Here is a 22,320-nt window from a genome sequence, read left to right on the forward strand (position 1 = left end):
ATGCCCCTTATGCCTTTGTCGCGCCAAATGCCATATTCATAATATTCGCTGTATTGATCGCCGATCCCACTAGCGATTCACTAAGCTGCCCATCATGCATCACTAGCACGCGATCAGACATTTTTTCAATTTCCTCCAGATCTGAAGAAATAAAAAGCACCGCCACATTTTGCTTCGCCACACTTTGAATTAATTGATAAATATCGGCACGCGCCCCCACATCTACACCACGTGTTGGTTCATCGACAATCAATAAAGCCGGATCGGCCTCTAAACACTTAGCAATTAACACTTTTTGTTGATTTCCACCCGATAACGTTCTCGCCGCTTGTTGTTCATTGCTAAACTTAATTCCGATAGCACGATGGTAACGTTCTAAAATGGCGCTTTCTCGTGCCGTATTAATCCACAATCCCATGTTGTTATAGGTTAAAGCACAAGCATTCCAGGTCAGTGGCGCATCTAAATAAAGACCAGATGCTTGTCTGTCTTCTGGTAAATAGACAATCCCTTCCTCCAATCGCTGCTTGATGCTCATTTGACTAATCTCTTGCTGGTTGAAAACAATTTCACCCGATTTTTTTTGGCGCAAACCATACAGGGTTTCAGCCAGCTCGGTACGTCCCGCCCCCACGACACCTGCTAACCCTAAAATTTCACCGGGATAAATTGAAAAGGAAACATGCTTAAACCCTTCGCCTGTCAGGTTCTCAACACGAAGAATGGGTTGATCTGTTGATTTAACCCGATGATGCCCCGGTAGCTCTAACCACAGTTTCTGTGCTTCCGTTAAGCGAGTCGATTTGGCTTTCGGCGTAATCGCACTGATAACCTCATCACGATTGAGTTCATCTGTTTTTCCAGCTAAGGCAATATAACCATCTCGCATCACACTAATACGATGTGAAATTTGCCAAACTTCGGGTAATTTATGAGAAATAAACACAATCCCCACACCTTTATTGAGTAATGAGTTAATTTTGCGAAAGAAGTTATTTGTTTCAGCCGGTGTCAACGACGCCGTAGGCTCATCCAAAATCAAAATCTCGGCATTACGCATTAAACCACGCATGATTTCCACAATTTGCTGATCCGCCACTTCAAGCAAACCGGCTTGCATATCTAATTTGAAATGTGAGTTCAATTCAGATAAAAGTGCGGTCAGTTTTTTCTCATTTTCCGCCGTGTTCGCCAGCCCAAATAAAATATTCTCTTTCACACTTAAATTTGGAAACAATAAAGGTTCCTGTGGTACTAAATAAATACCGAGTTGATGTGCTTTATTTGGTGAAAGCCCTGCCTGTCGTTTGCCTTTAATGAGCAATTCGCCACTATCTGGCGGCTGAATCCCAGCAATTATTTTCATTAAGGTGGACTTACCTGCCCCATTTCCACCTAATAAGGCATGCACTTCACCGGCATACAATGAAAAATCAATGGCTTTTAATACTTCTACACCGGAAAAAGACTTGCTGATATGACGCGCATCTAATAAGCATTTCGTTTCTAAATTGTCGGATTGCATAATGTTCTCTTCCCTACAAATTGAACAAATGATTTTTTAATTTATCATTTGTTAATTATCTTAATCACTAAATAGCAAGATTTCCGCGATCAAGATCACAAAAACAGATCAAAAGTTGTGATAAAATAGCGCAAAATTGCTTATTTATTATGAAAAAGTGATCTTCCTCACAATTAAATAAAAAAGTAAAATGAACAGTTGATAATAAAATTAAACAAATGAATAATGCATTAAGCTATTGAGAATATAACTATGACAGACAATAAATTTGAAACCCTTGATGCTAGCCAAACGATGAGTGAAGAGGAGCTACTTGCACGAATTGCGTGGTTCTATTACCACGATAATCTCACACAAGGGGAAATTGGTGATAAATTGGGTTTACCTCGTTTAAAAGTATCACGTTTATTAGAAAAAGGACGACAACAAGGCATTATTAAAGTCCAGATTAACTCACGTTTTACCGGTTGCCTTGAATTAGAAGAAGCACTGAAAGAACATTTTCAGTTAAAACACATACGTATTTTGCCGGCGTTAGAAAAAAACGAAATCAATGAACGTTTAGGGATTGGAGCATCACAAATGCTGATGTCGATGCTAAAGCCCAATCAGCGCTTAGCGATTGGTTTTGGTGAAACCATTATGCAAACAATTAAGCACAGTAATGAGTTTATTACACACAATCATCTGAAGTTGATTACGTTATCTGGTGGGGTGGGACCTTATATGAAAGGGATAGGTCAGTTGGATGGCTCTTGTTCCGTCAGTATTATTCCCGCACCTTTACGCGCGTCTTCGATTGAAGCAGCAAAGCTCTTTAAACGAGAAGCTTGTGTTAGAGATATTATGCTTGCGGCCTGTCATGCCGATGCTGCCATTGTTGGCATCGGCGCCACGCGCCAGAAAGGGCAAGCCACATTGCTGCGCACTGGTTACATTACCGAAGAAAAACAACGTTTAATACGTGAACAAGGTGCGGTAGGTGATATTCTCGGCTACTTTATGCAAAAAGACGGACAGCTCCAGCCGGATATGCCCTTACACGAAGAACTGATTAGCGTCACGCTCGATAATTTGAAAAAAATCCCAAATGTGATTGGCATTGCGGGTGGTGAAGACAAAGTCGAAGCCATCCTAAGTGCCTTATATGGACAACATATTAATTCATTAGTAACGGAAGAAAAAACAGCTCGAATGATGTTAGCCGCCTTAGTGTGATGCGATAAGAGCTCCTTTTACTTCCTTACAGCGAAAGGAGAAATCAATGAGCAATCAATATCTTATGGCACTTGATGCTGGGACCGGGAGTGTACGTGCGGTCATTTTTGACTTAGACGGGAATCAAATTGTCGCTGCCCAACGGGAATGGACGCACCTCGCTGATCCCAATATTCCCGGATCAATGGAATTTGATCTCAACACGAACTGGCAACTTGCTTGTGACTGCATCCAACAAGCACTCCAAAAATCCCAGATTCCAGCACAACAGATTGCCGCCATCTCAACCTGTTCCATGCGTGAAGGCATTGTGTTATATGATGAAAATAAACAACCGATTTGGGCTTGTGGTAATGTGGATGCCCGCGCCACAGAAGAAGTCAATGAATTAAAAGCACGCTGTGATCACCGCTTTGAAGAAAAATTGTATGCCATTTCAGGGCAAACCCTTGCCCTGAGTGCGGTCCCTCGTTTATTGTGGCTCGCCCACCATCGTCCTGATATTTATCAACAAACGAAAGCCATGACCATGATCAGTGACTGGCTTGGCTTTATGCTAAGTGGTGAACTTGCCGTAGAACCATCTAATGCAGGCACCACCGGCATACTCAATCTTAAAACACGACAATGGGCACCTGAACTACTGGCTATGGCAGGGCTCAATAGCGATATTTTAACTCCAGTAAAAGAAACCGGTGAGATCCTCGGCAACGTCAGCACGCTTGTCGCTCAACAAACCGGTTTACATGCTGGCACCCCTGTCGTAGTAGGTGGCGGTGATGTGCAATTAGGCTGCATTGGATTAGGCATTACAGAGCCATCTCAAGCTGCGGTCATTGGTGGAACATTCTGGCAACAAGTTGTCAATTTACCTGAACCCGTCACGGATCCTGAGATGAATGTCCGGATTAACCCCCATGTTGTCGCACCTTTAGTACAAGCAGAATCCATTAGTTTCTTTACTGGTTTAACGATGCGTTGGTTTAGAGATGCGTTTTGCCAAGAAGAGAAAATCCTAGCGGAACGCTTAGGCATTGATACCTACACTTTATTAGAACAAATGGCAGAACGTGTGCCTGTCGGCGCAAATGATGTCATTCCGATTTTCTCCGATGCCATGCACTTTAAATCTTGGTATCACGCGGCACCGTCTTTTGTGAATCTCTCCATTGATCCAGAAAAATGTAATAAACCAGTCTTATTCCGTGCGTTAGAAGAAAATGCCGCCATAGTGTCTTCTTACAACTTAGATCAAGTAGAAAAATTCTCGGGGGTCAACCTCACTTCCATCGTCTTCGCTGGCGGTGGATCAAAAGGCAAACTTTGGAGCCAAATTCTCGCCGATGTGACTGGCTTAGTAGTAAATATCCCAGTGGTCAAAGAAGCCACCGCACTGGGCTGTGCGATTGCTGCAGGTGTCGGGGTCGGACTCTACCCGTCACTCAGTGAAGCAGGCAAGAAATTAGTCAAATTTGAACGTCAACACCAACCGAATCCAGAGAATTATCAACTTTATCAGAAACATAAAGCAAAATGGGCTGATGTCTATGCCAAACAGTTACAGCTAGTTGATAGCGGATTAACCACTTCGCTGTGGAAAGCGCCGGGTCTCTAATCCTCGCTTGGCAATAAAAAAACCACCGCCTTTGTATAAAAGTGCGGTGGTTTTTTGCAGTTTTTTTAAAGCCACTCTTGTTCTAGCAACGCCTCAAATTCTGGCATCACCCCTCGCCATAAATGAAAAGCGTGAGCGGCTTGTGCCACCAACATACCAAAGCCATCGCTGACGTTTTGCTTGCCTAATTGTTTGCATAACGCCACAAACGGCGTATCGGCTTGTTTAGCATATTGCATATCGTAAAGTGCGGTGGCGTTTTGCAAAATTTCAGGGGTTATCTGCACCGTTTGCCCGTGCAAGCCTGATGAGGTGGCGTTGATGATTAAATCGAAGGATTGCACGGGGATATTATCCAGCTCAACCGCTTGGATTTGCCCATATTGCGCAAATTTTTGTGCCAAATCCTCTGCCTTACTTAAGGTACGGTTAGCCAACACAATATGTTGCTTGGCTTGTAATAAAGGTAACAACACACCTTTTGTCGCACCACCTGCGCCCAAAATCAAAATGGTCTGTTCTGGCTTAAGCCAGCCTAAACGTTGTAAATCACTGACTAAACCTGCTCCATCAGTGTTATCGGCATAGAGACGCCCGTCGTCTAATTTTTTCAAGGTATTACAGGCTTCCGCCGTCAAACAACGCTCGCTGTGAAGATCCGCTAACTGAAAAGCCCGTTCCTTAAACGGGGCGGTAATGTTGCAACCTTTGGCACCTTTTTCAAAGAAAACGCGCAATTGCTGTTCAAAATCTTGTTCATCTCCTAGCATTGCCACATATTCCATCTGTTGCTGAGTTTGATTGGCAAAGATTTGATGAATTTGTGGTGATTTACTTTGGGCGATTGGATTGCCCCATACCGCGTATTTATCCATGGTTTAACCTTGTCTAAACAGTTGATGAGTAAAAAGATCACGAATTTCAGAAGGATTGGTTGCCTCTCCTACAGGCAAATCCAATACCGGAAAATCCGCCCCGAATTGTGTTTTGACTTCTTCTGCCGTACGACAAGGTGGCAAAGTCGTCAAATTTGCACTGGTTGAAGTCAACGCAAAACCGGCTTGTTCACACAGCTGTTTCACTGCCGGGTGATCACATAAACGCACCGCAATGCTGTCAAACTGTCCTGTTAAAAATTTGGGCGTCGTCGTTTTCGCTGGCACAACCCACGTCGTAGGGCGATCATATTTAGCCTGTAAACGATCCCAATCGGCTTGGCTAAATGCTGTGGTGTCTATAAAGGGCAAGAAATAGTCCAAACAAGGCGCGACTAAAATCAGCCCTTTTTCGACGGGGCGTTGTTTCAACACCAATAATTTTTGCACCGCACTTTCGCTATTGGGATTACAACCTAAACCAAAGACCGCTTCGGTCGGATAGGCGACGACTTCATTTTGTTTAAGTTGTTCGACGATTTGTTGAATGTTCATTAAGATGCGATTTCCGAGTTAAAAATATGGCGACAACGTTTGTTCGCACATTGAAAAGTGCGCTGAGTGTCCGTTTCTTTTTTCAAGGTACAAACCGAACTCCCACACGCTGGACACGCGACCAAATAGGGCTTAGCCGCTAAGGTAAATTTGCAATGAGGAAAGCGATCACAGCCATAAAAGACTTTGCCCTGACGACCACGACGAGCCACCAATCCGCCTTGTTGGCAATCGGGACAAGGGATCGTTTCTTCCGCTTGTTCCTCGGGTTCGTCATGCACCACAAAATGGCATTCTGGATAGTGGCTACAACCAATAAACATGCCAAAATGCCCTTGTTTCAATACCAAAGGATGCCGGCATTCAGGACAGGTTTCCTCTAAGACTTTAATGATTTTACTTTCTGATTGAAATGAAAGTGGCTTAATATAATCACATGCTGGATACGCCGAACAGCCCAAAAACAACCCTTTTTTGCCTTGCTTCAGCTGTAATACAGCATCGCAACGAGGGCAATGTTCTTGTTGTTTTTTGTGTTGAAAAAGGCGTTCGCTCATGGTGTTCCTCAATGAAATTAAAACAATTCTACCCCAAAGGCTTTCAACAATGCCACCGTTTCACACACCGGCAACCCCATCACCCCGCTAAAACTGCCCTCAATGTGTTCAACAAAAACGCCACCAAGTTGTTGAATACCATAGGCACCAGCTTTATCCATCGGCTCACCAGTGGCTATGTAGCCTTGAATTTCCTTTTCCGTCAGCACTTTAAAACGCACGTGGCTCGTTTGTATCACCGTTTGCATTCGGTTTTCATCTGCCACACATACTGCTGTGATCACTTGATGTGTTCTCGCCGATAAGGCTCGCAACATCGCTCTCGCGTCAGCTTCATTTTTAGGTTTACCTAAAATTTTATCCCCTAAAATCACCGATGTGTCGGCGGAAAGGAAAGGCAAGTGAGGTCTATTTTGCGAAAATTTTGCCTGTTGCCACTGTTGGCGTGCGGCGTTGTTTTTTTCGATTGCCATACGCAATACATAATCAGCACCTTTTTCATCAGGCAACGGGGTTTCATCAATCTCGCAACAACACAAAGCAAAGCGAAAACCTAACTGTTGTAAAATTTGCGCTCGGCGTGGGCTGTTAGAGGCAAGATAAAATTGAAAATCTGTCATAAGATCACCGACTAAATAAAAAAGATTATAACCTGTTAGGATAAATCCACCAGATTCCTTTATACTTTAAACGCTAATTAACTTTCTTCAAAAAATGGTCAATCGCATGTCTGAACTCACTACCACACAATATTTGCTCATTATCGCTGTCCTTATCATCAGTTGCGTGGTGCTATTTTTTATCAGCGCGCGTCGTCAACGTGACAGCCAAGAGCTACAACAGGATCTCAATAAAACCATTGAGGATTTTAATCAATTATTAAGCAAATTTGAGGCGGTTCAACAAGCCAAAAATCAATTGGAACAACATGTGGTGAAATATCAAACCACCGCAGAAGGTTTACAAGTGCGTTTGATTGAGCGTGATGACAAATTAGCCTATTTGCAAAAAGAGTTAGATGAGGAACAAGCTCGCCATAATGACATTGCGGAAAAAATCACCGCACTCAAAGAACGCTTTGGGATTGCCTCTGCTCAAGCGGAAAGTTTGGCAAAACAACTTGAACATAGCCAAGCCAATTTCACCCGTAAAGAACAAGAAAATCAGGAATTAGTGGCAAAATTGACCGCACTTTCGCAAGAATTGACGGAACTCAAAACTACCTTAAGCGAAAAAGAAAAACACTTTGCTGAGCAACAACAACATATCGAACAAAGTAAGCAACAACTGAGCACCGAATTTCAAAACCTCGCTAACCGCATTTTAGACGAAAAAAGCCGTAGCTTTAGCCAAAGCAATCAAACTGCACTAGATAGCTTGCTTAAACCGTTCCGTGAACAAATCGAAGGGTTCCAAAAACGGGTCAATGAAATCCATTCTGAATCGGTGAAAGGCAATGCCGGCTTAGAAGCGGAAATCAAAAAAGTGTTAGAAATCGGCTTAAATATGTCGCAACAAGCAGATAACCTCACCTCAGCCTTAAAAGGTGAAAAGAAAACCTTAGGCAACTGGGGCGAGGTACAACTGGAACGTGCCTTGCAATTAGCGGGCTTATTAGAAGGAGAACATTACAGCGCCCAAGCGCATTTCAAAGACGGCGAGGGGAAACACAATTACCCCGATTTTGTGCTGAATTTACCTGATAACAAACATTTAATCATCGATAGCAAAATGTCGCTCGTTGCTTATGAAAGTGCGGTCAATGCAGAAGATGATCTCAAACGCCAAAATAAATTGCGAGAACATATTAAAGCGATCAAGACCCATATTGATGACCTTTCACGCAAGGATTACAGCAATTTAATTGGTATGCGTAGCCCGAATTTTGTACTGATGTTTATTGCCGTCGAACCTGCCTACATTGAAGCCATGAAAATGGATCCAACGTTGTTTAATTACGGTTATGAGAAAAACGTCATTTTAGTATCCCACACGACCCTTATGCCAATTTTACGCACCGTGGCAAACTTGTGGCGAATTGAGCGAGGCAATGCCGAAGCGAAAGAGATCAGCGCGCGGGCGGGTGATATTTACAACCAAATCTGTGTCATTGCTGAACGCTTAGGCAAACTGGGCAACACCCTGTCCTCTGCGAGCAGTCATTACAACAGCACCGTGACGGCATTGGTTGGGCAGCAAGGTCTGGTCGGTAAAGTCGAACGTTTTAAAGATCTTTCTGCTAAGGCCAACAAAACTATGCCCAATGTCGAACTGCTACACCATGCCGTAGAATCAGAACGTTTAGACGTGATTAAAGCCGATATCCCAGAGGCACAACCACAGAAAGACAACACCGCACAATAAACAAGCAACATAGGATTAATTCCGTGACAAAGATCACAATTTTTTAACAAAATTCTTCTCTTTTTGGCGAAAAAAGGTAGTCTTATTGCACTTTAGTCGGGGTGCTTTGTAACCAAATTGTACAAAGCTGAGATGATACCCGTGAACCTGATACAGCTAACACTGACGTAGGAAACTAATTATGCCAATAATCCGATCATATTTTTTCATTCTTCATTCCGATCTCATTTCATTTTTTCAACGCTAAGCGCTAACCTCTTGGTTTCTGCCCATGTCTGCCGTTGAGATCCGTGATTTACGCCTAAGCTATAATCAGCAACCTCTCTTTGCTGGTTTTAATTTCGTGTTACCTAAAGGGAAATGGACTACCCTATTAGGCGCATCAGGCATCGGAAAATCCACTTTAGTCCGTGCTATTGCTGGATTAGAAAATCACGCTATAACGGAAGGTGAAATTGTACTGTCACCCACACAACAGATTAGCTATATAGCGCAACAAGATGCGCTTTATCCTTGGTTATCCGTGCTTGACAATGTGCAATTGCATTTACACTTACAAGGAAAAAAAAATAAACAAAGTGAGGAAAAAGCCAAAGCCCTGCTCACCGCAGTCAAAATGGCAAATCACTGGCATAAACCTTGCTATCAGCTTTCTGGCGGTCAGCGTCAACGTGTCGCCTTAGCGCGCACGTTAATGCAAGACGCCAATACCATTTTAATGGATGAACCTTTTTCGGCATTGGACGCCGTCACCCGTATTCAATTACAAGATCTGGCTTGTGATCTACTCAAGCATAAAACGGTGTTGCTGATTACCCATGATCCGCAAGAAGCGATCCGTTTAAGCGACACGATTTATGTCCTGAAAAACCAACCAGCTCGCTTGTCTGAGCCTATCGAACTTAGCAGTGCGCCGCCAAGACAACTTGGTCAACAGGATCTTTGGCTATTACAAGAACAATTATTAGCACAACTGATTGAGGGGCAACATGAAAATTAAGCCGCTTATCCATGTTGTGCTATTAAGCTTGATGTTGTTAGCGCTATGGCAAAGTGCGGTGTTTTTTTTCGACATTCCACGCTACATGTTGCCACCACCGAATGATGTGCTTGCGCAATTACACAATCGCTATGATTTATTGTGGCAACACAGCCAAATTACCTTACTTGAAATTGGTTTAGGCTTATTCCTTGGCGTGTCTTTGGGGCTTATCTCCGCTCTGTTACTCAGCGCATCTGATTATTTATCTAAATTATTATTACCCCTGTTAGTCATTTCCCAAGCTATTCCAGTGTTTGCCATTGCGCCTTTGCTGGTGCTTTGGTTTGGCTATGGGTTAGCGTCTAAAATTGTGATGACGATTTTGATCATTTATTTCCCCGTGACAGCTGCCTGTTACGACGGCTTACGTAATACCTCGATGCAATGGTTGGAATTGGCAAAAACCATGCAGGTTTCAGCAAGCGCAATGTTATTTAAAGTGCGCCTTCCCGCCGCGCTACCTTCCTTTGCTTCTGGCTTACGTATTGCCGTTTCTGTGGCACCGATTGGCGCGATTGTCGGCGAATGGGTGGGGTCTTCACAAGGATTAGGGTATTTAATGTTACACGCTAACGCCAGAATGCAGGTGGATTTAATGTTCTCCGCCTTATTAATTTTGATGGTCATCAGCCTCGTCTTGTATTTCAGCGTGGATTATTTCCTCAGGAAGTGGCTACCTTGGGTGCAATACATTAAATAAAACACAGATCATGGCGATGCCAGATAAAGTGCGGTCTATTTGAAAAACGTTTTAGCAAGAAAAGGAAAAACCATGTCCACAACACAACAACTTATCAACAATTCAGGGCGCTATTGGCTGGATTATATCCACCACCCTTTTGTGCAACAGTTAGCCGACGGTACCTTGCCGAAAGCGTGTTTTCAGCACTATTTAAAACAAGATTATTTATTTTTATTTCAATATAACCGTGCTTTGTCCTTAGGGATTTACAAAGCAGACAACTTTGCACAAATGAAAGCCGCACAAGACGCCATTGGCGCTCTGTTACATGAAATTCAGCTACACATTCAATACTGTGAAAGCTGGGGTATTGATGAAAACACCTTATTTCGCACGGAAGAATCTGCCGCTTGTGTGGCTTACACCCGTTATGTCTTAGATGCGGGTATGACGGGCGGTTTAGCTGAACTTTATACCGCGCTAGCCCCTTGTGCGATTGGTTATGCCGTGATTGCAAAGCATATTGTAGAAAGTGGCAAAAGCCCAGCAAACAACCCTTACCAAGCATGGATTGATACCTATTCTGGCGAAGAATTCCAAAATGCAGCACAAAACGCAATCGCTACCTTAGATGCACTTTGTGCGGATCGCTCTGAAGCACAGCTTGCTAAATTACAACAGATTTTTAATACTGCCACACGCATGGAATCGGCGTTTTGGCAAATGGGATTGGATTTAAGTTAAAAAATAAAAAAGGAGACAAAAAATGCAAAAACTCGTGAAAAAAACCCTTACTGTCGCATTTGCCATGGGAGTAAGCCTGTCGGTATCCGCCAAAGAAAAACTCACCTTATTACTTGATTGGTTCGTCAACCCTGACCATGCAGCAATTATCGTAGCACAACAAAAAGGCTATTTTGCTCAACAGGGGTTAGACGTTGAAATTGTAGAGCCAGCTGATCCCTCTCTACCACCTAAATTAGTGGCTGCAGGAAAAGCGGATTTAGCGGTGGATTATCAACCCCAGTTACAAATTCAAGTGGCAGAAGATTTACCACTCACCCGTGTTGGCACCTTAGTGGCAACGCCGCTTAACAGCTTAATTGTGTTAGAAAAAAGTGCAATTAAAAGCCTTGCCGATTTAAAAGGCAAAAAAATTGGTTATTCCGTCAGTGGTTTCGAAGATTCCTTATTAAAAGCGATGTTAGGTTCGGCAAACTTAACGGATAAAGATATCGAAATGGTCAACGTTAACTGGTCACTTTCACCGTCATTAATAAGTGGTCAAGTGGATGCTGTAATCGGCGGTTTCCGTAACTTTGAATTAAACCAAATGAAATTAGAAAAACAACCGGGACGGGCGTTCTATCCGGAAGAACATGGCGTTCCAGTGTACGATGAGCTCATTTTGGTTGCGAATAAAAATACGATGCCGACAGAGAAAATCAGCAAATTTTTAACCGCACTTGAGCAAGCCACCATCTATACCTTAAATCACCCGCAAGCCGCGTGGGAGGCTTTTGTGGCTTACAAGGAAAAAGAATTAAACAATGATCTCAACCGTCTTGCGTGGACAGATACTTTACCCCGTTTAGCTTTACGTCCAAGAGCGTTAGATAGCCACCGCTATGAGCGCATGGCAGAATTCCTGAAAGCGAACGGGTTGACGAAAGTGGTGAAACCATTATCCGATTATGCGGTAGAGATTAAATGATTTCTTACTTTCTTTGCTTCGCCAAAGAAAGTAAGCAAAGAAAAGCGACCCGACTAAGTTGTTGGTCCTCATGTCAAAGCCATTTTTTTAACAGAAAATAAGTTGTCTTCACTTCGTTGCGCAACGTTATTTTCTTAAAAATGTCTTTTCCCTTCGGGCAACTTACACGGGGAAGTGGTTCACCCAAAAATAATCGAAAGTGCGGTGCATTTTTGGAAAGTTTCTGATTAAACACGTAACAAGACACTTTCCACCTGTACGCTGCCCATACGGTAGCATGATTGTTAGGAAAGTGGCACCAATGTAGTAGTACGTAGTCTGCTCACATTCTATGAATAAAATGAGGGTGAAATGAGGACCAGCCACTTAATCGGGGGTGCCTTTTTCTTTGCCTTCTTTCTTTTCGGCAAACAAAAGAAAGAAGGTCGCCCATCGGGCGAAACCCGATAAATAATACAAAAACCTAACCCAAAAGTAACAAACAACATGCTAAACCCAACATACTTACAACAAATCCGCTCCCAAAATCCCCTTATCCACAATATCACTAACGTGGTAGCGGCGAATTTTTCCGCTAACGGACTGTTAGCGATTGGTGCCTCACCGCTGATGTCTGCGGCAATGGAAGAAATGCACGAAGTACCTCGTCTTAGCCAAGCGCTAGTGATCAACATTGGCACCTTAATGAGCAAAGAAGTCGATGCCATGGTCTTAGCGGGTAAAACAGCCAATGAAGTAGGTATTCCCGTGGTGCTTGATCCGGTTGGTGTTGGCGCAACCACCTTCCGCAAACAAACGGTGGCAAAGCTACTAAAAGAAGTCAAATTTACCGCCATTCGTGGTAATGCTGGTGAGCTAGCGACAATCGCAGAGGTGAATTGGCAAGCGAAAGGAGTGGACGCGGGATCGGGCGAAGCCGATTTAGCACAGATTGCGCATATCGTGGCAAAAACATACCAATGCATTGCCATGATAAGCGGCGCGACTGATTATCTTAGTGATGGCGAACACCATGCGCAAATCCATAATGGTACGCCCTTATTTCCAAAAATCACCGCGTCAGGTTGCTTATTAAGTTCGGTGTGTGGTGCCTTTTTAGCGGTAGCGAAACCTGAACAGTATTTTGATGCCATGTTAGAAGCTTGCACTGCCTATGCCATTGCTGGTGAACTTGCTGCGCAAGGATTAAAAACAACACAACATGGACAATTTTATGTGGGCTTGCTGGATCAACTTGCCCACCTTTCACCTGAAACAATCAATCAATATGCAAGGATTTCTTATGAGTAACATTCCTATCGCCTTAACCATCGCTGGCTCAGATAATTGTGGTGGCGCAGGTTTCCAAGCGGATTTAAAAACTTTCCAGATGCAACGTGTTTTTGGCATGACCACCATTACTGCCATTCCCGTGCAAAATAGTCTTGGTGTATATGATATTCATCCGGTGCCATTGAATATTATTGAAGGGCAATTAAAAGCCATTGCAGACGATTACCAAGTGAATGCATTCAAAATCGGCATGTTAGGCAATACGGCGATTATCGAATGTATCGCTCACGCACTCAAAAAATATGATTTTGGCAGAATGGTATTGGATCCCGTCATGTACGCCAAAGGCGGTGCTGCCTTGTTAGAACCTGATGCCGTGGAGGCATTGCGCACCTTATTGGTGCCAAACGCTGAAGTCATCACACCCAATTTACCCGAAGCAGAAGCACTCACAGGCATCAACATTGTCGATGATAACACCGCCTGCGAAGCAGCAGAAAAATTACGCGCAATGGGTGTACGCCATGCGGTGATCAAGGGGGGACATAGTGAAAACTCACAAAGTGATGTCTGTCGTGATTGGTTGTTCACCCCAACGGAAATCTTGCATTTCGACAGTCCGCGCTTTAACACGCGCCATACTCACGGGACAGGTTGTACCTTCTCAGCCTGTATTGCCGCGGAATTAGCCAAAGGAGCACAAGTGGTGGATGCAGTAAAAACCGCGAAAGCCTTTATAACCGCTGCGATTAGTCATCCGCTCAATATCGGTCATGGTCATGGACCGACAAACCATTGGGCTTATGCTGAATGTAATCAAAAAAGCCGTTAAGGAGAAAAGATGAAACCAGTCCACGCCTTTATGCGCTTATATTTCATCGCTGGTACACAAGATTGTTTACATCTTGACGGTGATCCTGCCCAAAATTTACTCAACATTTTACAACAAGCGCTGCAAAGTGGTATTACTTGCTATCAATTCCGTGAGAAAGGCAAAAAAGCCCTACAAGACCCCGACAAAATCAAAGCATTAGCCATTCAATGTCGCGACCTTTGCCGTCAATATCAGGTGCCATTTGTGGTCAATGATGATGTGCAATTAGCCATTGACATTGGCGCAGATGGAATTCATGTGGGGCAGACGGATATGGCGGTGGCGGATGTTGCCGCACTTTGCCATAGTCATTGTTTTATTGGCACCTCCGTCAATACCCTTGAGCAAGGCATCGCAGCACAAGCCAATCCATTGATTGATTACTTTGGTACAGGTCCTATTTTTCCCACACAATCAAAAGAAGATCCTAAACCGGTGGTCGGTGTGGATTTTGTGTCAACTATTCGGGCACACGGCATTGACAAACCAATCGTGGCAATTGGCGGTGTGACGGCACAGACTGCCGAGGAATTACGCCAACGTGGCGCGAATGGCGTAGCGGTGATTTCTGCGATCACACAATCCGCCGATATAGCTAAAACTGTAAAGGAGTTACTGGGTAATGCGCAATAATCCACGTAATGTAGCCCTTGCCACAATGGTTGGAACCGCCATTGAGTATTTTGATAATTACATTTATGCCATGGCAGCAGTCTTGGTGTTTAACCAACAATTTTTCCATGGCGATGATCCTGTTTCCAATCAGTTAGCGGCACTTTCGACCTTGGCATTGGCGTTCTTTGCCCGCCCGATTGGCGCCTTATTATTTGGGCATTTTGGCGATAAAATTGGGCGTAAAAAAACCTTGATTGCCTCACTGGTCTTAATGGGCGTTTCGACAGTAGCAATTGGCTTACTGCCGACATATCAAAGCATTGGAATTTGGGCGACAGTGTTACTTTGCCTTTGCCGAATTGGGCAAGGTATTGGATTGGGAGGAGAATGGGGCGGTGCGGCCTTAGTGGCAATTGAGAATGCCCCCGCCGAAAAACGTGCAAGATATGGTATTTTCCCACAGCTCGGTGCGCCGATTGGCTTATTACTTGCCAATGCTGCATTTTATCTGGTTGGGCAACTGTTTGGACAAGCGGCATTGGTGGAATGGGCGTGGCGAATTCCTTTTATTGCGTCTGCAGTATTAATTGCGATTGGTTGGTATGTGCGCGCGAAAATTCACGAAAGTGCGGTATTTTTTCAAGTCGAAAAAGAAGGCAAAACGCATGCATTTCCGGTTCGTGTGGTGTTTCGCCAACATCTTAAACCTTTCCTAAGTGGAGTATTTTTAGCAACTGCAGGCTATGTGCTGTTTTATATCTTAGCTGCCTTTGCCCAAATTTATGCCAAAAGCCCAACCACATTATCACCCGCCGGGCATCCAATGGGATTAGGTTTACCAGCAAAAACCTTCACCGCTTTTTTATTAATTACTTCGGTGATCTTTGCCATTTCTATTGTTTTCTCGGGCATTTATGCGGATAAAATCGGACGCCGTCGCTTAATGCTGTGGGTCAGTTTCGCCACCTGCCTTTTTGGACTGGCATTACCCCTCTTTTTAAGCGAAGGAAGCGCAACAAGCGTTTTCATGTTCTTAGCTGTTGGTTTTATCATTATGGGGATGTCTTTTGGTCCAATGGCCGTATTACTCCCCGAACTGTTTCCGACGGAAGTGCGTTACTCTGGTGCCTCATTAGCCTATAACCTCGCGGGCATTTTAGGCGCCAGTGTCGCGACCATGGTGGCAATGAAAATCAATGCGCACGTTGGTTTGATTGGTGTGGGCATTTATTTAGCGCTCAATGCCCTAATCTCTTTCTTTGCAGTTATGCAAATCAAAGAAACGAAACATCTTTCTCTCAGCCACCACTGATCACCCGAAATGTGATTTACCTGCCTCAAGGTGAATCACATTTCATTTTGTGGCTAACACAAAAATTCGTTGAACTTTGGCTAAAAAACAGGTACTTTGCACACTTCTTTTGATTTAGCTGAAAAACGATAAATAAATATGGAACAACCTATTCAACCTTCACAACACAATACAAAACAAAAACGCCATAAGTCACGCCAACGCCAAGCTGCGCCAAATGTCATCAGCCAAATTATCTTTGCCAGTCGTTGGTTACAATTACCTATTTATTTAGGATTAATTGTCGTACAAGGTCTTTATGCCTATAAATTCATGAAATCTTTATGGGAATTAATGACTAATTTACAAAGTATGGACGCGAATATGATCATGTTAGCCGTACTGAACTTAATCGATGTAGTGATGATTGCTAACTTGCTAGTGATGGTGATCGTCGGGGGGTATGAAATTTTCGTCTCCAAGTTACGTACTAAAGATCACCCTGATGAACCAGAATGGCTTAGTCATGTAAATGCCTCGGTCCTCAAAGTGAAACTGTCGATGTCGATTATTAGTATTTCGTCAATCCATTTACTCCAAACTTTCGTCAATGCTGCCAATATGGACGAAAAAACCATGATGTGGCAATTATTCCTGCACCTCGGTTTCTTGGTTTCTGCGGTTGCCATGGCATATACCGATAAAATTTTGTATAGCACAAGCCATAAAGGACATTAAGGCATTACACTACCTGACTAAAAAGCAAAAACCTGTCAATACACACTGTGTTGACAGGTTTTTTACTTTTATGCGATTAACTCGGCATAACTGCACCCAATTCTTGTGAAATTGCTTGAGTCGTTTGTTTTAAATGGCGCAACAACGTGTCTTGACCAATTTGTTTCAAACGTGCGGTAGATAAGGAAATAGAAACCGAATAGGTGACATTGCCATGAATGTCAAACACAGGGCATGCTAAGCAAGTGACACCTCTTTCATTTTCTTCATTATCCATGGCGTAACCTAATTCGCGAATTTTCGCCAGTTCCAATGCCATTGCTTCTTGTGTCACAATCGTATTCACGGTCAGTTGCTGAATCGTCGCTTGATTCTTTTCCCAATAATCATCTAGCGCATGCCCTTTTTCATACGCCATAAAAATTTTGCCCATGGCAGAACAATAGAGTTCTAAACGCTGCCCAATATAGGCACGTGTACGTAACATACCTGTGGTCGGTTCTAACTTATAAATCATGACCGCATGGTGATGATCACGGGTCGATAAATTAACGGTTTCCCCTGTTTCTAAATTCAACTGCTCCAAATAAGGTGCGGTAAGATTCAAAATATTTAATGAACTCAGCGTTTTTTGCCCGAGAGTTAAACATTTTGTCGTTAAGCGATAAGCCCCTAGCGTATTTGCAGGTTTTACATAGCCACAAGACTGTAACGTTTGCAACATACGATGTGTGGTACTTTTATTCAAATTTGATAATTCTGATAATTTTGCGAGTGGGCAACCGTTTGGAAAATTACTCAAAATATCTATCAGGAGTAAGCCCCTAATCAGACTTTGATTACTGCCTGCTTTCTTCGTTTTATCCTCTTCTTTCATCACATCCATCCAAAAATTAATCGATTCTATCTTTCGCTATTCTAAATAGATATCGGAAAAATAAAAATGGGATCTTGATCACAAAACGCGCTAAAAATTCCTATCTCATTGATTTATATTATTTTTTATTCTGCTTTTTAATTTGCTAACCCGCATAAATCCGATTATAATTTTTTAAAACGTCGTTTCAATATGTGAAATAAAACACTGAATTGTGAGGATAATATGAAAGTCAGTTACGAAGCCCTTAAACAAGAATTTAAACGCGTATTACTCGCTCGAAATGTCCGTGAAGACATTGCGGAAGAATGTGCAACTATGTTTGCTGACACCACGGAGTCTGGTGTGTATTCACATGGTGTAAACCGCTTTCCACGTTTTATTTCTCAACTTGAAAAAGGCGATATTGTACCCGATGCAGAACCCACGAAAGTGCTGTCTTTAGGCGCAATTGAACAATGGGATGCGCATCAAGCAATTGGTAACTTGACGGCCAAAAAAATGATGGATCGTGCTATGGAAATTGCGGACCAATTTGGTATCGGTGTGGTCGCACTGAAAAACGCTAACCACTGGATGCGTGGTGGTGGATACGGCTGGCAAGCCGCCGAAAAAGGCTATATCGGCATCTGTTGGACAAACTCCATCGCAGTTATGCCACCTTGGGGCGCAAAAGAATGCCGTATTGGAACAAACCCCTTGATTATTGCGGTGCCGACAACCCCGATTACAATGGTCGATATGTCTTGCTCTATGTATTCCTATGGCATGTTAGAAGTACACCGTTTAGCAGGTCGCCAAACTTTTGTGGATGCCGGTTTTGATGATGAAGGGAACTTAACGCGTGATCCAGGCACCGTCGAAAAAAATCGTCGTTTACTTCCAATGGGCTTCTGGAAAGGCTCCGGATTATCCATTGTACTCGATATGATCGCGACTTTACTTTCTAATGGCTTGTCTGTTGCGGAAGTGACCGAAGAAAAAGACGATGAATACTGTGTCTCACAAATCTTTATTGCGATTGAAGTTGATCGCCTCATTGACGGTAACACCAAAGACGAAAAACTAAACAAAATTATGGATTACGTCAGAACCGCTGAACGCGCCGATCCCGATGTAGCTATTCGCTTACCAGGTCATGAATTCACAGCGATTCGGGCTGAAAACAAAGCCAATGGTATCCCTGTTGATGAAACGGTATGGGAAAAAATTAAATCGTTATAAGGAAAGAATATGTTTTTTGGTCATCTCTCTCAGGTTGACAAAAAGCAGTATCCTGAAGCAATCAATATTGCTTTAGATTATTTGTCAAACACTGACTTTAACCAGTTAGCGGCGGGACGTTATCCTATACGCGGTGATCGTATCTATGCCCAAGTTTTAGATTTAGAAACCCAAGAACCGTCGATGCTTTATCCCGAAGTCCATCGCCATTATATTGATGTGCAATATTTGCATTCTGGTTTCGAACGTATTGGCGTCGCCATTGATTTAGGTAACAACGACATTGCAAAGCCGTATGATGCAACGCGAGATATCCTGTTTTATCAGAATGTCGAAAATGAAGTACAGCTCATTATGCGTCCTGGTCATTTTGCTATCTTCTTTCCAAGTGATGTACACCGCCCGGCTTGCATTGATGGTCATTCCACGTCGATCCGTAAAGTTGTGGTGAAAATTGCGGTCAGTGAATTAGAGGTGTCACCATGAAATCACTCAGTATATACGTCACCAAACTCTTAGAAAGCCTAGTGGTCGTTATTTTAGCCACCATGTCTTGCCTTGTCTTTCTCAATGTTGTGTTGCGCTATGGCTTCAATAGCAGTATTAACATTACCGAAGAAGTGTCCCGTTATTTATTTGTCTGGCTAGCTTTTCTTGGCGCTATTTTGGCGTTTAATGAAAATCGTCATGTTAATGTCACGATCTTTACTTCTCGTCTATCTTTGGCTAAACAAAAAATACTACATTTAGTCACAGATAGTCTCATGTTATTTTGTTGCTGTCTGCTCATTCAAGGTAGTTGGGTCCAGTTCCAATTAAATCTCAATAATATGGCGCCTATCTCAGGGATACCGATGGGCATCACCTATTTAGCCAGTTTCATTGCAGGCTGTGCTATTGCACTACTACTTGTCATCCGACTTTTTTCCAATGCCAATAGATTGATTAAAGGAGAACAACAATGACCGTCGTTATTTTCCTTTCCGTCTTATTAGGTGCTATTTTATTAGGTATTCCCGTTGCGTTTGCCCTGTTATTGTGCGGTGTCGCATTAATGTTACATTTAGATTTATTTGATGCGCAAATTCTTGCTCAACAGCTCGTCAGTGGTGCAGACAGTTTCTCGTTAATGGCGATTCCTTTTTTCATTTTAGCTGGTGAAATTATGAATGAAGGGGGCTTATCAAAACGGATCATCGATCTGCCAATGAAATTGGTCGGACACAAACGGGGTGGCTTAGGCTTTGTTGCCATCCTTGCGGCAATGATCATGGCAAGTTTATCCGGTTCCGCCGTCGCAGACACCGCTGCAGTGGCCGCGATGTTACTGCCAATGATGAAAACCACGGGTTATCCGCTTGATCGCTCCGCAGGATTAATTGGGACAGCGGGCATCATCGCCCCGATCATTCCGCCTTCCATTCCTTTTATTATCTTTGGCGTCGCCAGCGGTGTGTCTATTACCAAGTTATTCTTAGCAGGTATCGCACCGGGCATTCTCATGGGGATTTGTTTAGGGGCGCTTTGGTGGTGGCAAGCGAAACGCTTAAATCTGATGACCTTTTCAAAAGCCACAAAAGAAGAGCTGTGTATTTCCTTTAAAAATAGTATTTGGGCGTTGTTACTGCCCGTCATTATCATTGGTGGATTCCGCTCCGGGATTTTCACGCCGACGGAAGCAGGGGCTGTCGCTGCATTTTATGCGCTAGTTGTGTCCTTATTTATCTATAAAGAGTTGAAATTCAGACAATTATATCGGGTCATTCTCGCTGCTGGGAAAACCACTGCCGTGGTCATGTTCTTGGTTGCGGCTGCACAGGTCACAGGTTGGCTCATCACTATTGCGGAATTACCGCAAATGATGACGGAATTACTTGAACCATTAATTGACACGCCAACCCTATTATTAATCGTGATTATGATCTCTGTCTTCGTCATCGGCATGGTGATGGATTTAACACCTACTGTATTGATTTTGACACCTGTGTTGATGCCATTAGTCGAAGAAGCCGGCATCGACCCTGTTTATTTTGGTGTGCTCTTTATTCTGAATACGTCAATTGGGCTTATTACACCGCCTGTCGGCAATGTATTAAATGTCATCACCGGTGTATCTAAGTTACCTTTTGATCAAGCGGCTAAAGGCATACTCCCGTATTTATTTATGATGATTATTTTGCTGTTTTCATTCATTTTCTTCCCATCATTGATTTTAACGCCACTTAGCTGGCTACAACCTTAAACTTTAACAGGAGAATATTATGAAACGCTTCAATCTTAAAATGCTCGCAGCTTTAGTGGCTGGTATGGCAGTATTCACCGCGTCAGCAAATGCCGCAACCACATTACGCTTTGGTTACGAGGCACCGCGCAGTGATACGCAACATGAAGCTGCAAAGAAATTCAATGAGCTTCTCAAAGAAAAAACCAAAGGCGAAATTAAACTCAGTCTTTTCCCTGACAGTACGTTAGGCAATGCACAAACTATGATCAGTGCGGTACGCGGTGGCACAATTGATTTAGAAATGTCAGGTTCACCAAACTTTTCAGGTTTAGTGCCTAAATTAAATGTGATTGATATTCCGTTTATTTTCCAAAATCGTGAGCATGCTTATGCAGTGTTAGACGGCGAAATTGGACAAGGCTTATTAAAAGAATTAGAAGCACAAGGCTTAAAAGGGTTAGCCTTCTGGGAAGTGGGTTTCCGTTCATTTACTAACTCAAAACATCCCGTGAAAACGCCAGATGACATTAAAGGATTGAAAGTACGTACTAATCAAAACCCAATGTATATTCAAGCGTTCTCTATCTTAGGGGCAAACCCTGTACCAATGCCACTTTCAGAGCTTTATACTGCGTTAGAAACACGTGCTGTTGATGCTCAAGAACACCCTGTCGGTATTGTTTGGTCTGCTAAATTGTATGAAGTACAAAAACACTTAAGCTTAACCAATCATGGATATACCCCACTTATCGTGGTGATGAATAAAGCCAAATTTGATGGGTTGTCACCAGCACTACAAAGCGCTATTCTTGAAGCCGCGAAAGAAGCCGGCGCCTATCAACGAAAACTCAATTTGGATAATGAAAAAGGCATTATTGAAAAAATGCAAAAAGCAGGCATCCAAGTGATTGAAACGGTTGATACCAAACCATTCAAAGCAGCAATCGAAAGTGAAGTACGTAAAGCTTTCATTGAGAAAAATGGTGATGACCTCGTCAAACAAATTGATGCGCTTGCTAAATAAGCGAAATTCGCGGTCGATTTAATATTTCATGCGG

General features: G+C 43.1%; 23 protein-coding genes and 1 riboswitch. Of the genes, 17 read left to right on the forward strand and 6 right to left on the reverse strand.

What is annotated here, in order from left to right; all coding sequences use genetic code 11:
• Positions 1-7: 7 nt before the first annotated feature.
• Entirely contained in the window at positions 8-1,525 is a 1,518-nt protein-coding gene (gene lsrA, locus KPF51_RS08935) for an autoinducer 2 ABC transporter ATP-binding protein LsrA (protein WP_061406362.1), read from the reverse strand.
• Between the two features lie 252 nt (positions 1,526-1,777).
• Here lsrA and lsrR point away from each other — a divergent pair, with 252 nt between their 5' ends.
• Together lsrR and lsrK are read left to right on the forward strand one after the other, a co-directional pair.
• The gene (gene lsrR, locus KPF51_RS08940; RefSeq protein ID WP_005723795.1) at positions 1,778-2,743 is read left to right on the forward strand and encodes a transcriptional regulator LsrR; all 966 of its coding nucleotides are present in this window, start codon (positions 1,778-1,780) and stop codon (positions 2,741-2,743) included.
• 46 nt (positions 2,744-2,789) lie between these two features.
• On the forward strand, positions 2,790-4,358 hold the full coding sequence (gene lsrK, locus KPF51_RS08945; protein ID WP_005754801.1) for an autoinducer-2 kinase: 1,569 nt from the start codon (positions 2,790-2,792) through the stop codon (positions 4,356-4,358).
• Between the two features lie 65 nt (positions 4,359-4,423).
• Here lsrK and aroE read toward each other — a convergent pair whose 3' ends face one another.
• From aroE to KPF51_RS08965, 4 genes are read right to left on the reverse strand one after another with little or no spacing between them, the layout of a single operon-like run.
• A complete protein-coding gene (gene aroE, locus KPF51_RS08950) occupies positions 4,424-5,233 on the reverse strand; it encodes a shikimate dehydrogenase (RefSeq protein WP_059246443.1) in 810 nt (269 codons plus the stop codon).
• A 3-nt stretch (positions 5,234-5,236) separates the two neighbouring features.
• On the reverse strand, positions 5,237-5,788 hold the full coding sequence (locus tag KPF51_RS08955) for a Sua5/YciO/YrdC/YwlC family protein (protein WP_005723790.1): 552 nt from the start codon (positions 5,786-5,788) through the stop codon (positions 5,237-5,239).
• Positions 5,788-6,345 (reverse strand): type I DNA topoisomerase, encoded by a 558-nt coding sequence (locus KPF51_RS08960; protein ID WP_005723789.1) that lies wholly within the window; start codon positions 6,343-6,345, stop codon positions 5,788-5,790. Before KPF51_RS08960 ends, KPF51_RS08955 begins: the two co-directional genes overlap by 1 nt.
• A 17-nt stretch (positions 6,346-6,362) precedes the next feature.
• Positions 6,363-6,965 (reverse strand): nucleoside triphosphate pyrophosphatase, encoded by a 603-nt coding sequence (locus KPF51_RS08965; RefSeq protein WP_005723788.1) that lies wholly within the window; start codon positions 6,963-6,965, stop codon positions 6,363-6,365.
• Positions 6,966-7,071: 106 nt separating this feature from the next.
• Here KPF51_RS08965 and rmuC point away from each other — a divergent pair, with 106 nt between their 5' ends.
• The 10 genes from rmuC to KPF51_RS09015 all read left to right on the forward strand — a co-directional run bounded on the left by rmuC (position 7,072) and on the right by KPF51_RS09015 (position 16,937).
• Positions 7,072-8,709, forward strand: coding sequence for a DNA recombination protein RmuC (rmuC, locus tag KPF51_RS08970; RefSeq protein ID WP_061406361.1), 1,638 nt, complete (start codon positions 7,072-7,074; stop codon positions 8,707-8,709).
• An 87-nt stretch (positions 8,710-8,796) separates the two neighbouring features.
• A riboswitch (TPP riboswitch) is annotated at positions 8,797-8,900 on the forward strand.
• A gap of 80 nt (positions 8,901-8,980) precedes the next feature.
• The gene (locus KPF51_RS08975; protein ID WP_005723787.1) at positions 8,981-9,709 is read left to right on the forward strand and encodes an ABC transporter ATP-binding protein; all 729 of its coding nucleotides are present in this window, start codon (positions 8,981-8,983) and stop codon (positions 9,707-9,709) included.
• Positions 9,699-10,451: an ABC transporter permease gene (locus KPF51_RS08980; protein ID WP_005723785.1), complete on the forward strand. Its 753-nt coding sequence runs from the start codon at positions 9,699-9,701 to the stop codon at positions 10,449-10,451. The genes KPF51_RS08975 and KPF51_RS08980 overlap by 11 nt, the downstream gene beginning before the upstream one ends.
• A gap of 72 nt (positions 10,452-10,523) precedes the next feature.
• Complete coding sequence (gene tenA / locus KPF51_RS08985) at positions 10,524-11,177, forward strand: thiaminase II (RefSeq protein ID WP_005717734.1); 654 nt, start codon at positions 10,524-10,526, stop codon at positions 11,175-11,177.
• A gap of 22 nt (positions 11,178-11,199) precedes the next feature.
• Entirely contained in the window at positions 11,200-12,147 is a 948-nt protein-coding gene (locus tag KPF51_RS08990) for an ABC transporter substrate-binding protein (RefSeq protein ID WP_005723783.1), read from the forward strand.
• A gap of 486 nt (positions 12,148-12,633) precedes the next feature.
• A complete protein-coding gene (gene thiM, locus KPF51_RS08995; protein ID WP_061406360.1) occupies positions 12,634-13,437 on the forward strand; it encodes a hydroxyethylthiazole kinase in 804 nt (267 codons plus the stop codon).
• On the forward strand, positions 13,430-14,251 hold the full coding sequence (thiD, locus tag KPF51_RS09000) for a bifunctional hydroxymethylpyrimidine kinase/phosphomethylpyrimidine kinase (RefSeq protein WP_005723780.1): 822 nt from the start codon (positions 13,430-13,432) through the stop codon (positions 14,249-14,251). The genes thiM and thiD overlap by 8 nt, the downstream gene beginning before the upstream one ends.
• Positions 14,252-14,260: 9 nt before the next feature.
• Positions 14,261-14,926, forward strand: a complete 666-nt coding sequence (gene thiE / locus KPF51_RS09005; protein WP_015691009.1) for a thiamine phosphate synthase — start codon at positions 14,261-14,263, stop codon at positions 14,924-14,926.
• Positions 14,916-16,220, forward strand: coding sequence for an MFS transporter (locus tag KPF51_RS09010; protein ID WP_005754787.1), 1,305 nt, complete (start codon positions 14,916-14,918; stop codon positions 16,218-16,220). Before thiE ends, KPF51_RS09010 begins: the two co-directional genes overlap by 11 nt.
• A 138-nt stretch (positions 16,221-16,358) precedes the next feature.
• Positions 16,359-16,937: a TIGR00645 family protein gene (locus KPF51_RS09015; RefSeq protein WP_005717722.1), complete on the forward strand. Its 579-nt coding sequence runs from the start codon at positions 16,359-16,361 to the stop codon at positions 16,935-16,937.
• A 76-nt stretch (positions 16,938-17,013) separates the two neighbouring features.
• Here the strand turns inward: KPF51_RS09015 and KPF51_RS09020 are convergent, their stop codons facing one another.
• Positions 17,014-17,823: an IclR family transcriptional regulator gene (locus KPF51_RS09020; protein WP_005723771.1), complete on the reverse strand. Its 810-nt coding sequence runs from the start codon at positions 17,821-17,823 to the stop codon at positions 17,014-17,016.
• A 216-nt stretch (positions 17,824-18,039) separates the two neighbouring features.
• On the opposite strand from KPF51_RS09020, the gene yiaK reads away from it, so the two are divergent.
• Genes yiaK through KPF51_RS09045 form a run of 5 tightly spaced genes read left to right on the forward strand, consistent with a single transcriptional unit; the run spans position 18,040 to position 22,286 of the window.
• A complete protein-coding gene (yiaK, locus tag KPF51_RS09025; protein WP_005717718.1) occupies positions 18,040-19,038 on the forward strand; it encodes a 3-dehydro-L-gulonate 2-dehydrogenase in 999 nt (332 codons plus the stop codon).
• Between the two features lie 9 nt (positions 19,039-19,047).
• Positions 19,048-19,524 carry a YhcH/YjgK/YiaL family protein gene (locus KPF51_RS09030; protein ID WP_005757426.1) on the forward strand — a complete coding sequence of 159 codons (477 nt, stop codon included), beginning with the start codon at positions 19,048-19,050 and terminating at the stop codon, positions 19,522-19,524.
• Positions 19,521-20,003 (forward strand): TRAP transporter small permease, encoded by a 483-nt coding sequence (locus KPF51_RS09035; protein ID WP_005748645.1) that lies wholly within the window; start codon positions 19,521-19,523, stop codon positions 20,001-20,003. Before KPF51_RS09030 ends, KPF51_RS09035 begins: the two co-directional genes overlap by 4 nt.
• Positions 20,000-21,280 carry a TRAP transporter large permease subunit gene (locus tag KPF51_RS09040; protein WP_005723763.1) on the forward strand — a complete coding sequence of 427 codons (1,281 nt, stop codon included), beginning with the start codon at positions 20,000-20,002 and terminating at the stop codon, positions 21,278-21,280. Before KPF51_RS09035 ends, KPF51_RS09040 begins: the two co-directional genes overlap by 4 nt.
• A 19-nt stretch (positions 21,281-21,299) precedes the next feature.
• Complete coding sequence (locus tag KPF51_RS09045; protein ID WP_005717703.1) at positions 21,300-22,286, forward strand: TRAP transporter substrate-binding protein; 987 nt, start codon at positions 21,300-21,302, stop codon at positions 22,284-22,286.
• Positions 22,287-22,320: the final 34 nt, after the last annotated feature.

It is taken from the genome of Pasteurella sp. XG20, assembly GCF_018968665.1.
Classification (GTDB): Bacteria; Pseudomonadota; Gammaproteobacteria; order Enterobacterales; family Pasteurellaceae; genus Pasteurella; species Pasteurella multocida.

Coding starts and splice junctions, on each gene's coding strand:
- KPF51_RS08965 (WP_005723788.1), bottom strand. CDS start 6,965: ATGACAGATTTTCAATTTTATCTTGCCTCTAACAGCCCACGCCGAGCG.
- thiM (WP_061406360.1), top strand. CDS start 12,634: ATGCTAAACCCAACATACTTACAACAAATCCGCTCCCAAAATCCCCTT.
- KPF51_RS08955 (WP_005723790.1), bottom strand. CDS start 5,788: ATGAACATTCAACAAATCGTCGAACAACTTAAACAAAATGAAGTCGTC.
- thiD (WP_005723780.1), top strand. CDS start 13,430: ATGAGTAACATTCCTATCGCCTTAACCATCGCTGGCTCAGATAATTGT.
- rmuC (WP_061406361.1), top strand. CDS start 7,072: ATGTCTGAACTCACTACCACACAATATTTGCTCATTATCGCTGTCCTT.
- KPF51_RS09040 (WP_005723763.1), top strand. CDS start 20,000: ATGACCGTCGTTATTTTCCTTTCCGTCTTATTAGGTGCTATTTTATTA.
- lsrA (WP_061406362.1), bottom strand. CDS start 1,525: ATGCAATCCGACAATTTAGAAACGAAATGCTTATTAGATGCGCGTCAT.
- KPF51_RS09020 (WP_005723771.1), bottom strand. CDS start 17,823: ATGGATGTGATGAAAGAAGAGGATAAAACGAAGAAAGCAGGCAGTAAT.
- KPF51_RS08990 (WP_005723783.1), top strand. CDS start 11,200: ATGCAAAAACTCGTGAAAAAAACCCTTACTGTCGCATTTGCCATGGGA.
- aroE (WP_059246443.1), bottom strand. CDS start 5,233: ATGGATAAATACGCGGTATGGGGCAATCCAATCGCCCAAAGTAAATCA.
- tenA (WP_005717734.1), top strand. CDS start 10,524: ATGTCCACAACACAACAACTTATCAACAATTCAGGGCGCTATTGGCTG.
- yiaK (WP_005717718.1), top strand. CDS start 18,040: ATGAAAGTCAGTTACGAAGCCCTTAAACAAGAATTTAAACGCGTATTA.
- KPF51_RS09015 (WP_005717722.1), top strand. CDS start 16,359: ATGGAACAACCTATTCAACCTTCACAACACAATACAAAACAAAAACGC.
- lsrK (WP_005754801.1), top strand. CDS start 2,790: ATGAGCAATCAATATCTTATGGCACTTGATGCTGGGACCGGGAGTGTA.
- KPF51_RS08960 (WP_005723789.1), bottom strand. CDS start 6,345: ATGAGCGAACGCCTTTTTCAACACAAAAAACAACAAGAACATTGCCCT.
- KPF51_RS08980 (WP_005723785.1), top strand. CDS start 9,699: ATGAAAATTAAGCCGCTTATCCATGTTGTGCTATTAAGCTTGATGTTG.
- lsrR (WP_005723795.1), top strand. CDS start 1,778: ATGACAGACAATAAATTTGAAACCCTTGATGCTAGCCAAACGATGAGT.
- KPF51_RS09035 (WP_005748645.1), top strand. CDS start 19,521: ATGAAATCACTCAGTATATACGTCACCAAACTCTTAGAAAGCCTAGTG.
- KPF51_RS09010 (WP_005754787.1), top strand. CDS start 14,916: ATGCGCAATAATCCACGTAATGTAGCCCTTGCCACAATGGTTGGAACC.
- thiE (WP_015691009.1), top strand. CDS start 14,261: ATGAAACCAGTCCACGCCTTTATGCGCTTATATTTCATCGCTGGTACA.
- KPF51_RS09030 (WP_005757426.1), top strand. CDS start 19,048: ATGTTTTTTGGTCATCTCTCTCAGGTTGACAAAAAGCAGTATCCTGAA.
- KPF51_RS08975 (WP_005723787.1), top strand. CDS start 8,981: ATGTCTGCCGTTGAGATCCGTGATTTACGCCTAAGCTATAATCAGCAA.
- KPF51_RS09045 (WP_005717703.1), top strand. CDS start 21,300: ATGAAACGCTTCAATCTTAAAATGCTCGCAGCTTTAGTGGCTGGTATG.